The organism is Paenibacillus terreus, assembly GCF_042138595.1.
Lineage (GTDB): Bacteria > Bacillota > Bacilli > Paenibacillales > Paenibacillaceae > Paenibacillus > Paenibacillus terreus.
The window spans coordinates 1-13442 of the sequence record NZ_JBHIRX010000005.1; the positions used below are offsets into that span (position 1 = coordinate 1).

The window sequence follows — 13442 nt, forward strand, 5'->3', positions numbered from 1 at the left end:
GGGATAATCGTGCAAGGCTTCTGGGCAGCGAGTTCACATGCCTTGCCACGATCGACGGGCGGCTTGACTATCAAGCAAGGATGATTAGGTGGAGTCCATAAAATGAGTTAACTTAACATTCGCAGCATGAAACTGGCAAACTTGCAAGGAGGGGATTCGAATTCCTCAGAACCCAGCAACTACAAAGGTTTAATTGGATTTGTGTCTGCGAAAGTTGAGTTATAAGTTTTCAGCGGAGCTGAACAATTCTATAATCGCAAGAAAAATTTCTGCTAAACGCAGCTTCTTAGCATATACATCGACAGGTAGTTTTCTTATATTTTAGGAAATTTATAGGAAAACGCTTAATTTGTGATTTTAATCACAAATTAAATTTAATGCTTTCGTTATACTTGCCTTAACGAGATTACAAGCGATGTTAGATTATAAGGCTTAAAAGCAGCATCGCTTCAGGGGAGGCATTCACGTGAGTACAACACGAGAGAAGCTGGTTGTTGTCGGCAATGGAATGGCAGGCATTGGAATGCTGGAGCAAATTATTAAGCTTGGCGGTCGTTATGATATTCAGGTTATTGGCAGTGAGCCGCATCCGAACTATAACCGGATCATGCTTTCCTACGTTCTTGAAGGCACAAAGACGATTGACGATATTGTCTTGAATGATTGGAGCTGGTACGAGCAGCATGGCATACAGCTTCATACAGGGACAACGGTGACGCGGATCGACGCCGAGGCCCGCAAGATTCTTACGGATACAGGGCTCGAAATCCCGTATGACAAGCTGATTATTGCCACAGGCTCGAAGCCGTTTATGCTGCCCATCCCCGGAATTGACAAGGATGGTGTTGTCGGTTTCAGGGATATTGCGGACTGTCAACGGATGAAGGAAGCTGCGTCCTCTTACCGCAAGGCCGCCGTCATCGGCGGGGGGCTGCTTGGTCTGGAGGCGGCAAAGGGGCTTGTCAGTCTGGGCATGGATGTAACCGTCGTGCATTTGATGGAGGACCTGATGGAGCGGCAGCTGGATCACAATGCCTCATCCATGCTGCAGGCCGAGCTGGAACGTCAGGGTATCAAATTTGCCATGGGCAAGCAGACGGTGGAATTAACAGGCGATCAGCGGGTGAATGGCCTGCTGTTTAAAGATGGCAGCCGTCTGGATGCGGATTTTGTGGTCATGGCAGTGGGCATCCAGCCGAATACGGCGGTCGCAGCCGGAAGCGGGATGAAGGTCAACAGAGGCATTGTCGTAGACGATTACATGCAGACCTCTCTGCCTGACGTGTACGCCGTAGGAGAGTGTGTCGAGCATAGAGGCGTGTGTTATGGCCTCGTAGCGCCGCTGTTCGAGCAAGGCCTCGTGCTGGCCAAGCGTTTGTGCGGAGTGGATACGAAGCCATATGAGGGCTCTGTTGTTGCAACCAAGCTGAAAATTTCGGGTGTGGATGTCTTTTCGGCGGGAGAATTTATGGATACAGATGAGCATACGGTTATTTCGGCAAAAGACGACTGGAAGCGGACCTATAAAAAGGTGCTGCTGCGCGGCAATCAAATCGTTGGTGCCGTGCTGTTCGGAGATGTGAGCGAAGCCGCGAATCTGCAGAAGCTCGTTCGTCAGCAGGCCGAGATGAATGATGAGATCTACGGATCCATAATGGGAACAGACTGTTGTGGTGGCGGGACCAAGAAGGCAGCTTCGGTGGAAACGATGGCTGACGACGAAATCGTATGCGGCTGCAACGGGGTGACAAAGCAGGCGATCGTGCAGGCAATTACGGAGCAGGGTCTGACCACGGTGGATGAGATTAAAGCTTGTACCGGGGCAACCCGTTCATGCGGCGGCTGCAAGCCGGTCGTAGAGGATATTCTCAAATATGTGCTGGGGGACGGCTTTGCGGCTGCGGCCAAAAAAGGAATTTGCGGCTGTACAACGATGGATCGGGACGAAATTGTGGCAGAGATCAAAACCAAGGGGCTGCGGACGATCCGGGAAGTGATGCATGTGCTGGGCTGGTCCCAGGAGGAAGGCTGCTCCAAATGCCGGCCTGCCCTCAACTACTACCTCGGCATGATTTATCCCGATACGTATGAGGATGAAGCCGAGTCCCGCTTTGTCAATGAACGCATGAGCGCCAATATCCAGAAAGACGGTACCTTTACGGTTGTTCCGCGCATGTATGGCGGTGTAACCACACCGGAGGATTTGAAGCGCATTGCGGACGTGTCGTTAAAATATGATGTCAAGGTTGTCAAGGTGACAGGCGGTCAGCGGCTGGATCTGATCGGGGTGAAAAAAGAAGATCTGCCGAAGGTATGGGAAGAGCTGGATATGCCCTCAGGTTATGCATACGCCAAATCGCTGCGTACGGTAAAAACCTGTGTCGGCTCCCAGTTCTGCCGGTTTGGAACGCAGGATTCCATGAGCATGGGCGAGCTGCTGGAGCGCAAGTTTGAACGCCTTGATTTCCCGGCGAAGCTGAAGCTTGCCGTGAACGGCTGCCCGCGCAACTGCGCCGAGTCCTCCACCAAGGATATCGGGATCGTTGGCAATGACGGGGGCTGGGAAATCTTTATCGGCGGTAATGGAGGCATCAAGGCCCGGCTTGCGGATTCGTTCAGCAAGGTAAAATCCGACGATGAGCTGGTGGAAATTTGCGGGGCGGTTATGCAGCTGTATCGTGAAACGGCCAATTATTTGGAACGCACCTCCGAATGGGTGGAGCGTCTGGGACTCGATACCATCCGGGCCCAGGTCGTGGAAGATGCCGCGAACCGGAAAGCCCTCATGGAACGCATCGAGCTTGCGCTTGCCCAGGTTGAAGATCCCTGGAAGAAGCTGCTGCGCAATCCGCACAAGCGAGGCATGCTGTTCGAGCATAAAGAGCCGGTGTTATAGGCGGAAGAAGACAAGAGCTTATCAACAGGAGGAGATTCCATGCAAACAGTTACGGTTGGCTCCATAGAGGAGTTTCAGCAGCGGATCGGGCGGGTAATTCAGCTTTCCGGACGGGAGATTGCCATCTTCCGGACCTTGGACGAACGTGTGTATGCGGTTGATAACCGCAACCCGCACCCAAAGGGAGGGCCGCTTGCAGAGGCTATCGTATCAGGCCATTTTATTTATGATCCTTTATATGATTGGAAGATTGATCTTGAATCGGGCGAAGTGCAGGCTCCCGATCATGGAAAGGTGCAGACATATCCCGTACAACTGCGGGAAGGCCAGGTTGTCCTTTCCATACCTCAATAAATAAATGAAAGCACTGAATCGGGCAGCAAAGAATAGGGGAGATCAGCATGTTCGCACAGGAAGTGGAGGCCGTCATTCAAACGGCAGTCAACAAGAAGAATAAAATGAATGAAAGCCTGGGCCGCTATGCGCTGGCAGCTGTGCTGGCCGGGGCCTATGTCGGGATTGGCATTATTCTGATATTTACCCTCGGCGCACCGCTGGCGGCGATCAAATCACCGCTGCAGCCCTTGATTATGGGGGCCTCCTTCGGGATCGCCCTCACCCTGGTCGTATTCGCGGGCTCCGAGCTGTTTACGGGCAATAATATGTTTTTCGCCATCAGTACGCTGGCAGGCCGTACAACAGTGGCGGATACGGTCAAGAACTGGATTGTCGTCTTTCTGGGCAATTTGGCGGGGGCCGTGCTGTTGGCGCTGCTCATTTCCGGTACAGGTTTATTTCGGGAGGCCGCATCTGATCACCTTATTTTCAGCGCTGCTGCGAAAAAGATGAGCCTGCCGTTCTCCGATCTGTTCTTCCGCGGAATCCTGTGCAACTGGCTTGTGTGCCTGGCATTATGGATGGCAGGACGTGCAAAAAGCGAGGCGGCCAAGCTGGTATTAATATGGTGGTGTCTGTTCGCCTTTATTGCAAGCGGATATGAGCACAGTGTAGCCAATATGACGCTGCTGACAGTAGCCATGATCCTGCCCAATCACCCTGAGACCGTGACACTGGCGGGCTGGCTGCACAATATGATTCCTGTAACGCTTGGAAATATCGTCGGCGGGGGAGTCTTTGTGGGGATGGCTTACTGGTTTATTTCATCTGTTAAGAAGAATGGATAGCTTGACTTAAAAAACGAAAGTCCCACTGCCTGATGGCAGGGACTTTCGTTTTTTTGTATTGGTTTTGTATTCAGATTCTCGCATGTCCTGCCACTTTATACGTGCCTGATTGAAACCGGCGCGGCAGGCGGGCTTCAATCTGTCTGGCTGCTTCGCTGAACATTCCGCTGCAAGATGGACACAGACGGCCCGTATGGACAGGTTGCCGGCAGGATTCGCAAGGATAGGAGAGATTGTTATACACGCTGGGGAATTTCCCGTTCTTGACCCACGCTGTCATGAGGGGAATCGGTACTCCTGCCGCTTCGCTGACTTCCTCGACGGTAGCGGCCGGGTGATGCCACAAATAATCGAAACAGAGGTCGAGCTGCCGATCCATTTGGGCAGAGCAAGCAGGGCAGAGCTCTCTTAGATTGTTTTGATAGACAGATCCGCATTTTGGGCAGTTGGAAACTTGCAGCTTCATGCCGGTCCCCCCATTTCTTATATAGTAATATAATACTATGACCATAAGACTATATCCATGTAAATATAGGATATTTATACTAGCTTCGCATGTTTTTTTCTCTCCCCAGAATAGTTTATGCTCCTAGTCTATGAAATATGCCTATTTTTATAGAAAAAAAAGAGATACCCTGCAATACGCTGCATTGCAAGGCATCTCTTGTATATAATGTTATCTGATATTCCGATCGATTTAAATGCGGCAGATTTCTTTGGGGCAGAGCTCGCAGTGGCAGATCCCTTGCAGCATTTCGAGATTTTTGATCACGATCATGCCTCCGTCATACTCGACAGCCCCTTTTTTCCGCAGATCGCTCAGCATACGGTTTACGCTTTCTCGCGTGGCTCCGATCATATTGGACAGGTCGGTGTGCGTTATTTTTTTATTGATCACTACGTCCTCGCCATGAGGCTCACCATATGTGTTGTGCAGACGAATCAGGGTGGAGCACAGCGCCCCCGGCTTGCCATACAGCATCAGGTCACGGAACTTGGTTTGCGTAATTCGGTGATAAGACCCCATCCATTTCATGAAGTCAATGGCAAAGTCGCAGTGCTGACAAATGAGCAGCTCCAGATCATGATGATCGATCACGCCAACATCGCTGTCTTCCAGAACCTCGGCGGAAAAGCTGTGCTTAGAGCCGAAGAAAGGGTCCGCCTGTCCGATCATGTCGCCTGTCTGATACATATAGAGAATGAGTTCTTTGCCTTCGTCTGTCGTTTTTGTAACTTTGACGCGGCCTTGCTTCAGATAGAAGATTTTGTCCGACGTATCCCCTTCCCAGAACAGATGGGCGCCTTCAGGAATGTGCCGGTCCTTCATGACCGCGAGCAATTGGTTGAAGCTTCCCGGCGAGAAGCAAACGGTGTTGCCTCGGTGTTCGATGACCATTTCAGGGTTTCTCATCTTCCATTTCCCCTTTATTAATGTCTGTGTTTTGTAAATCTGTGTATTTGCAACTTTTGTATTTCAAAATTAATTATATACCTGGGGCGGTGATTTTTGGGGGTGATCGGAAGGTGAAAAGTGGCGAATTTCAAAACTTTGTGATTATTTTCACTACAACTAAAATCAAAATTGAATTAAATTGTGAAAAAAATCACATAATTGAAATGACACCTATGATACGATCAAGCCGTAAAGAGAAATCAATATAAAACGGGGAGGATGAGGACCATGCTGCAGATGAAAGATCTCCGAAGCCGTGATGCCACCTGATCTGTTCTTAAGCATACCATATCATGTGAATATTTTCACTAATCCGTTCGAAATGAATCTGAATTTTATCAATAACATTACACTTATGGATGTGGCAGGGAGTTAAACTTAGTCCGCAAAGAGGAGCCAATCCAAAGTGATCAGGAGGATGAGGGGAATGGCAGTAAAAAATGAGGCAGCCAAAGCGGCGGAAGCGCAGCAGACGGCAGAGCAGTATATCCAGACCTTGATTGACAAGGCGAATGCCGCGCAAAAAGCGTTTATGGATATGACCCAGGAGCAGATCGACGATATCGTGCAGGCCATGGCTTTGGCCGGCCTCGATAAGCATATGTATTTGGCGAAAAAAGCTGTTGAAGAAACCGGACGTGGTGTGTATGAGGATAAAATTACGAAAAACATCTTCTCTACCGAATATATCTACCACAACATTAAGTATGACAAAACGGTAGGTGTAATTGAAGATAACGATTTTGACAGCTTCCAGAAAATTGCCGAACCGGTCGGCATTATTATGGGCATCACCCCGGTCACAAATCCGACATCCACCACGATGTTCAAAGCGCTGATCTCCATCAAGACGCGCAACCCGATCATTTTCGGCTTCCATCCTTCCGCACAGGAATGCAGCAAGGAGGCGGCCAGAATCCTGCATGAAGCGGCTGTCAAGCATGGCGCTCCGGAGAACTGCATCCAGTGGATAGAAGCTCCGACCATGGATAAAACGAATGCTTTGATGAATCACCCTGATGTGGCGCTCATTCTGGCAACCGGCGGGTCCGGCATGGTCAAGGCAGCATACAGCTGCGGCAAGCCGGCGCTTGGCGTGGGCCCAGGCAACGTACCTTGCTTCATTGAAAAGTCTGCCGATCTCAAGCAGGCGGTGACAGACCTCATCCTCTCGAAATCGTTCGACAACGGCATGATCTGTGCCTCGGAGCAGGCTGTCATTATTGAAGAAGCCATTTACGACCAGGTGAAAAAGCTGATGACCGCAAACGGCTGTTACTTCGTCAGCAAGGAAGAGGCCGCCAAGCTGACCAGCGGTGCGATGAATGTTGAAAAATGTGCGGTCAATCCGGCCATCGTTGGCCAATCTGCCATGAAAATCGCCGAGATTTGCGGGATAACCGTACCTGAAGGCACAAAAATTATCGTTGCCGAGCTGGAAGGCGTAGGACCGAAATTCCCATTGTCTGCAGAAAAACTGAGCCCGGTGCTGGCCTGCTATAAAGTAAAAAATGCGGAGCAGGGCATCGAGCGTGCGGCGCAGGTCGTTGAATTCGGAGGCATGGGCCACTCTTCGGCCATCCATTCCCATAACGAAGAGGTTATTCAGAAATTCGCGAACCGTCTGCAAACCGGCCGCATCATCGTTAACTCGCCTTCAACCCACGGCGCCATCGGGGATATCTATAATACGAATTTGCCGTCCCTTACGCTGGGCTGCGGTTCTTACGGGCGGAACTCGACAGCGTCCAACGTATCGGCAGTGAACCTGATCAACGTGAAAAGGGTGGCGAAACGTACGGTGAATATGCAGTGGTTCAAGGTGCCTTCCAAAATTTATTTTGAGAAAAACTCGACACAGTATCTTGCCAAAATGCCGGACATTTCGCGGGTGGCGATCGTTACCGACCCGATGATGGTGAAGCTTGGTTATGTTGACCGGGTAACGCATTACCTGCGCCAGCGTCAGACCCCTGTAGCGATCGAAGTGTTCTCCGAGGTTGAGCCTGATCCGTCAACGACAACGGTGGAACGCGGCACGGAAATGATGGCACGCTTCCAGCCAGACTGTATCATCGCCCTGGGCGGCGGATCGCCAATGGACGCTGCAAAAGGCATGTGGCTGTTCTATGAATATCCGGATACGGATTTCAACAATCTGAAGCAGAAATTCATGGATATCCGCAAACGGATTTACAAATATCCGCGGCTTGGCCAGAAGGCCCAATTCGTAGCCATTCCAACAACGTCGGGTACCGGTTCCGAAGTGACATCTTTTGCGGTCATTACGGACAAAAAGCTGGGCAATACGAAATATCCGCTGGCAGACTATGAGCTGACTCCGGATGTAGCGATCATCGATCCTGAATTTGTATATTCGCTGCCTAAGACTGCTGTTGCCGATACCGGTATGGACGTGCTGACCCATGCGATTGAAGCCTATGTCTCGGTGATGGCCAGCGATTATACCGATGGTCTGGCAATCAAGGCGATCCAGCTGGTGTTCCAGTACCTTGAGAAATCGGCATTGACTGGCGATAAACTGGCGCGCGAAAAAATGCATAATGCGTCCACTCTGGCGGGCATGGCGTTTGCCAACGCCTTCCTGGGCATCAACCACAGCCTTGCGCATAAATGGGGCGGCCAGTATCATACGGCGCATGGACGCACCAACGCGATTCTGATGCCGCATGTCATTCGTTACAACGCCAAGAAACCTACGAAATTCGCGTCGTTCCCTAAGTATTCGCACTTTGTGGCGGATGAACGCTATGCGGAAATCGCCCGCATTCTTGGACTGCCTGCACGGACGACGGAGGAAGGGGTTAACAGTCTGATTGACGCGATCCGCAAGCTCAACAAAACATTGGGCATCGAGGAATCGTTCCAGCAGCTCGGCATTGACCCTAAAGACTTCGAATCACGTGTCGATTATTTGGCAGACCGCGCGTTTGAGGATCAGTGCACCACTGCCAATCCGAAGCTGCCGCTGGTCAGCGAGCTGGCCGAGGTATACCGCAACGCTTTCTATGGGCGCTTTGACCAATAATAATGGCTGTTATTCCAGCACTCCAGGCTCTCCCGATATAGGAGAGCCTGGGCTTCAGCTGGTATAAGTTAACCTTGTGATAAAAATCACTTATATTGTGATTTTTATCACATAAGAACAAGCTTCATTATTTTACAATGGAAATGTAAAGAAATCCTGAATAAAATCATGGAGGGATAGACATGTCGGTGATTGAGAGAGAAGTACAGGAGCAGCAATCGGGATGGCGCGGGTTTAAAAATGGCAAGTGGAGCAGGGAAGTCAATGTCAACAATTTTATTGAGTTGAATATTGATCCATATTATGGGGATGAACAGTTTCTTGTTGGTCCAACCTCCGACACGACGGCGCTTTGGGCGATTATTTCCGATTTGACCAAGAAGGAGCTGGCGAACGGTGGCGTACTGGATGTTGATGTGAATACACCTTCGACCATCACATCCCACAGACCGGGCTACATCGATAAGGACAAGGAACAGATCGTTGGTGTGCAGACGGATGCACCATTCAAGCGTTCCCTGCAGCCGTTCGGCGGCATACGGATGATGATCGACGCCTGTAAGGCCTACGGCTTTGAAGTTCCGCAAAATATCATAGAGATATTTACGAATATTCGCAAAACGCACAACCAGGGCGTATTTGATGCCTATACGGACGAGATGAGAGCAGCCCGTAAAGCCGGAATTATTACAGGCCTGCCGGACGCGTACGGACGGGGACGTATTATCGGCGACTACCGCAGGGTGGCGCTGTATGGTGTGGATTTCCTGATTCAGGATAAAAAAGTGCAGTTGAAAAGCCTTGAAGTGGATGCCATGAGCGAGGATGTCATCCGTCTGCGCGAGGAGGTATCCGAGCAAATCCGGGCGCTGAACGAACTGAAACAGATGGCAGCCGAGCACGGCTTTGATATCTCCAAGCCTGCCGTGAATGCGAAGGAAGCGTTCCAGTGGCTGTACTTTGGTTATCTGGCAGCCATCAAGGAGCAGAACGGAGCCGCGATGTCCCTGGGACGTGTATCTTCCTTCCTTGACATTTATGTACAGCGCGATCTGGCTGAAGGAACCTTGAACGAAGAGCAGGCGCAAGAGCTTGTGGACCATTTTGTCATGAAGCTGCGGATCGTCAAATTCATGCGGACTCCTGACTACAACCAGCTGTTCAGCGGCGACCCTACCTGGGTAACGGAATCCATCGGCGGCATGTCTGTCAACGGGGAAACGCGTGTCACCAAAAACAGCTTCCGTTTCCTGCACACCCTATATAACCTGGGGCCTGCTCCGGAACCAAACCTGACGGTATTATGGTCCGAGAAGCTGCCTGAAGCGTTCAAGAAATATTGCGCCAAGGTATCGATAGAAACGAGCTCCATCCAATACGAAAATGATGACTTGATGCGGCCTATTTATGGCGACGATTATGGTATCGCCTGCTGTGTATCCGCCATGAGAATCGGCAAGCAAATGCAGTTCTTCGGCGCACGCGCCAATCTGGCCAAAGCGCTCCTATATGCCATTAACGGCGGCAAGGACGAAAAATCCGGTGCTCAGGTCGGACCGGAATTCCCGGCCATCACCTCCGAAGTGCTTGATTATGAGGAAGTGATGAAACGCTTCAAGCCGATGATGGAATGGCTTGCCAAGCTGTACATGAATACCCTGAATGTTATTCACTACATGCATGATAAATACAGCTACGAACGTATTGAAATGGCGCTGCACGACCGCGATATCCTTCGCACAATGGCCTGCGGCATCGCCGGTCTGTCCGTAGCCGCGGATTCCCTGAGTGCGATCAAATATGCGAAGGTGAAACCGATCCGCAATGAGCAGGGCATTGCCGTTGATTTCGAAATTGAAGGGGAGTTCCCTTGCTACGGCAACAATGATGACCGTGTCGACAGCATCGCTGTAGGGCTGGTGGAAAGCTTCATGGGTATGATCCGCAAGCATAAAGCTTACCGTGATGCGCTTCCTACGCAATCCGTACTGACGATCACCTCCAACGTGGTATATGGCAAAAAGACAGGCACGACGCCTGACGGACGCAAAGCGGGCGAACCATTTGCCCCTGGCGCCAACCCAATGCACGGACGGGACAAAAAAGGCGCGCTGGCATCGCTCAGCTCGGTAGCCAAACTGCCGTACGAGTACAGCTTGGACGGCATCTCAAATACGTTCTCCATCGTGCCAAAAGCGTTGGGCAAAGAAGAGGAAGTTCGCAAAAACAATCTGGTGTCCATGATGGACGGTTATTTCGGCAGCAATGCCCACCACTTGAACGTCAACGTGTTTGACCGGGCACAGCTCATGGACGCCATGGAGCATCCGGAAAACTATCCGCAGCTCACCATCCGTGTATCGGGTTATGCGGTTAACTTTATCAAGCTGACACGCGAGCAGCAGCTCGATGTCATCAACCGGACCTTCCACGGTACCATGTAAGCCCATCATCTAATACACGCACAGCGGATGCGGAAAGAAAGGAAGAGGCAGCATGGTCAAAGGACATATTCATTCACTCGAAACTTTCGGGACGGTTGACGGCCCAGGCATCCGCTTTGTGCTTTTTATGCAGGGATGTCTGCTCAAATGCCAGTACTGTCATAACCCGGATACCTGGGCGCTGGACGGTGGCCGTGAAGTGACGGTAGAGGAAATATTGGCGGAGATTGAGCCGTATCTGCCCTATTACCGGAATTCCGGGGGCGGTCTGACGGTATCCGGCGGGGAGCCTACCCTGCAGTGGCATTTTGTCGCTGAGCTGTTCAAGGAGGTCAAGCAGCGATGGGGGCTGCATACCACCCTGGACAGCAACGGCTTCAATGATCCGGAACGGATTCACGAGCTGCTGGATCATACCGACCTGGTGCTGCTCGACCTGAAGCATATCAATGATGAGAAGCATATCAAGCTGACCGGAAAATCCAATGAACGTACACTGCATACGGCACAGTGGCTGTCCGATCATGGACGCAAAATGTGGATACGCCATGTTTATGTGCCAGGCATTCACAACGAAGAGCAGGATCTGCTCAACCTGGGGCGGTTCATCGGTACATTGAACGGGGTTGAGAAGTTCGAAATTCTTCCCTATCATCAGATGGGCATCTACAAATGGCAGGCGCTGGGCAAAGCCTATCCGCTGGAAGGAGTGCCGACCCCTACGGAAGAGGAAGTGGAGCGGGCTTACAGGCTGATTGCGCAAGGGCGCGAGGAGGCGCAAGCGCAGCGTGTTGCGGCATACAGGTAAATTTTGGACGGAATAAGCAATCATTATTTATCACAATATAAGGAGGGCTCTACAGCGAATAGCTGTTGGCCATGTACTTCCAAACCGCAGCTTCCGGAACAATCCGGGGGCTGCGGTTTTTCGTATCTTACAAATTTATCCCTGAATCCAAGAATTGTCATCCTTACGATGTCACATTGCTTTTTCTATAATGGGTCTTGTAATGGATCAGACATAAAAGAAGGAGGTCATTGAGGGATGAGCAAAGGAATAAAAGGGCTGCTTACTGGTGTGCTGCTTGCAGGGCTGCTGGCAGGCTGTGGCGGAGCAGGAAAACCGGAAGGCCCGGAAAGCAGCGGGACCCCGGACTCGGGGGAGCCGTTTGAAATGACCATCCGCCATACCCAGGTGGGCGCAGACAAGCAGCGGCGGCTTGCGATTCTGGAGGATGTAGTCAAGCAGGTGGAGGCGGATGTGCCTGGATTAACGTTCACGCTGGACGGAGTGGATTCCGATGTCAACCGCAAAGAAAAGCTGCGCGGCGAGATGGCTGCCGGCAATCCTCCGGATGTTTTTGACCTGTTCGGCAGTCCGGACTCCAAGGTATACGCACAGGAAGGCATGCTGCTTGATCTGACGCCAATTCTGGAGGAGCTCGGCATCCGTGACAGCTTTACCTCCCTGGAGCCGTTTACTTATGAGGGAAAGGTATACGGTTTGCCGCTCGGAGGCTCCGGTGAAGGATTCTTTTACAATAAAGCTTATTTCGAGGAAAAAGGGTTAAAGGCGCCGCAGACGTTTGCGGAATTTGAGCAGCTGTTGGCCGACATCAAGGCTGACGGTAAAGTGCCGATGGCAGGGGCATCCAAGGCAGGCTGGGTTCCGCTGATGCTGACCAACCATCTCTGGTCCCGCTATGCCGGGCCGGACGTTACGGCCAAGTTCACAACAGGCGAAGCGAAATGGACGGATCCCAAGGTTGTTGAAGCATTCGCCAAGCATCAGGAATGGGTGAATAAAGGTTATTTTAAACAGGGTGAGCTTGGTTTTGAGTATGCGGAATATACCACTCAATTCACAAGCGGCGAAGCAATTCTCATGTATGATGGGACCTGGAAATCCTCCGTGTTCAAGGAAGGGCAGTCTGGTGAAGGCATGATCGGAAAGGTCGGATTTTTCAATATGCCGCCCGTTGAAGGAGGCACAGGGGATCAGACGGCACTGATGCGGGATGTGAATAACGGATACGGATTTTCAGCCTCTGCAGCAGAGGATCCGCGCAAGCTGGAGGCCGTCAAATCGTTCATCAAGCATATGTTCAATGAGGAGATGCAGCTCCGCGGGCTTGTGGAGGACGGGGTTCTTCCTTCGATGAAGCTGGATGAGGCTGTATTGAAAGAAAATATTACCGATGATTTGATGAAAGAGATTGTCTCGGTATTAAATACAGCGCAATCGTCCTTCCCGGCTTTCGACTCGCTCGTGCAAGCAGACGTGACGACGGAAATCAGCAACATTCAGATTCAAAAGCTGATCGGCGGCCAGAGTACCGCTGAGCAGGCGGCAGAGCAAATCCAGAAGGTGCAGGATGAAGCGAACGCCGCAGTGCAGTAAGCGGGGAGGAAC

The 13442-nt window shown here is 51.2% G+C and carries 9 protein-coding genes; 7 read left to right on the forward strand and 2 right to left on the reverse strand.

Annotation, left to right across the window (positions count from 1 at the left end; all coding sequences use genetic code 11):
* Positions 1–466: 466 nt before the first annotated feature.
* From nirB to ACE5KN_RS11090, 3 genes are read left to right on the forward strand one after another with little or no spacing between them, the layout of a single operon-like run.
* Positions 467–2896, forward strand: coding sequence for a nitrite reductase large subunit NirB (nirB, locus tag ACE5KN_RS11080; protein WP_375523459.1), 2430 nt, complete (start codon positions 467–469; stop codon positions 2894–2896).
* A gap of 39 nt (positions 2897–2935) precedes the next feature.
* A complete protein-coding gene (nirD, locus tag ACE5KN_RS11085; RefSeq protein ID WP_375523460.1) occupies positions 2936–3250 on the forward strand; it encodes a nitrite reductase small subunit NirD in 315 nt (104 codons plus the stop codon).
* Positions 3251–3297: 47 nt separating this feature from the next.
* Positions 3298–4080, forward strand: a complete 783-nt coding sequence (locus ACE5KN_RS11090) for a formate/nitrite transporter family protein (RefSeq protein ID WP_375523461.1) — start codon at positions 3298–3300, stop codon at positions 4078–4080.
* Positions 4081–4150: 70 nt separating this feature from the next.
* Here ACE5KN_RS11090 and ACE5KN_RS11095 read toward each other — a convergent pair whose 3' ends face one another.
* Both ACE5KN_RS11095 and ACE5KN_RS11100 read right to left on the reverse strand, forming a co-directional pair.
* On the reverse strand, positions 4151–4546 hold the full coding sequence (locus tag ACE5KN_RS11095) for a hypothetical protein (RefSeq protein ID WP_375523462.1): 396 nt from the start codon (positions 4544–4546) through the stop codon (positions 4151–4153).
* A 231-nt stretch (positions 4547–4777) separates the two neighbouring features.
* A complete protein-coding gene (locus ACE5KN_RS11100) occupies positions 4778–5494 on the reverse strand; it encodes a Crp/Fnr family transcriptional regulator (RefSeq protein WP_375523463.1) in 717 nt (238 codons plus the stop codon).
* A 469-nt stretch (positions 5495–5963) separates the two neighbouring features.
* On the opposite strand from ACE5KN_RS11100, the gene adhE reads away from it, so the two are divergent.
* From adhE to ACE5KN_RS11120, 4 genes are all read left to right on the forward strand, one after another.
* Positions 5964–8585 carry a bifunctional acetaldehyde-CoA/alcohol dehydrogenase gene (adhE, locus tag ACE5KN_RS11105; RefSeq protein WP_375523464.1) on the forward strand — a complete coding sequence of 874 codons (2622 nt, stop codon included), beginning with the start codon at positions 5964–5966 and terminating at the stop codon, positions 8583–8585.
* Positions 8586–8767: 182 nt separating this feature from the next.
* Positions 8768–11029: a formate C-acetyltransferase gene (gene pflB, locus ACE5KN_RS11110; RefSeq protein WP_375523465.1), complete on the forward strand. Its 2262-nt coding sequence runs from the start codon at positions 8768–8770 to the stop codon at positions 11027–11029.
* Between the two features lie 52 nt (positions 11030–11081).
* Positions 11082–11837, forward strand: coding sequence for a pyruvate formate-lyase-activating protein (pflA, locus tag ACE5KN_RS11115; RefSeq protein ID WP_375523466.1), 756 nt, complete (start codon positions 11082–11084; stop codon positions 11835–11837).
* 237 nt (positions 11838–12074) lie between these two features.
* The gene (locus ACE5KN_RS11120) at positions 12075–13430 is read left to right on the forward strand and encodes an extracellular solute-binding protein (protein WP_375523467.1); all 1356 of its coding nucleotides are present in this window, start codon (positions 12075–12077) and stop codon (positions 13428–13430) included.
* The last annotated feature ends 12 nt before the right edge of the window (positions 13431–13442 follow it).

Coding starts and splice junctions, on each gene's coding strand:
- nirD (WP_375523460.1), top strand. CDS start 2,936: ATGCAAACAGTTACGGTTGGCTCCATAGAGGAGTTTCAGCAGCGGATC.
- ACE5KN_RS11090 (WP_375523461.1), top strand. CDS start 3,298: ATGTTCGCACAGGAAGTGGAGGCCGTCATTCAAACGGCAGTCAACAAG.
- ACE5KN_RS11095 (WP_375523462.1), bottom strand. CDS start 4,546: ATGAAGCTGCAAGTTTCCAACTGCCCAAAATGCGGATCTGTCTATCAA.
- ACE5KN_RS11100 (WP_375523463.1), bottom strand. CDS start 5,494: ATGAGAAACCCTGAAATGGTCATCGAACACCGAGGCAACACCGTTTGC.
- adhE (WP_375523464.1), top strand. CDS start 5,964: ATGGCAGTAAAAAATGAGGCAGCCAAAGCGGCGGAAGCGCAGCAGACG.
- pflB (WP_375523465.1), top strand. CDS start 8,768: ATGTCGGTGATTGAGAGAGAAGTACAGGAGCAGCAATCGGGATGGCGC.
- pflA (WP_375523466.1), top strand. CDS start 11,082: ATGGTCAAAGGACATATTCATTCACTCGAAACTTTCGGGACGGTTGAC.
- ACE5KN_RS11120 (WP_375523467.1), top strand. CDS start 12,075: ATGAGCAAAGGAATAAAAGGGCTGCTTACTGGTGTGCTGCTTGCAGGG.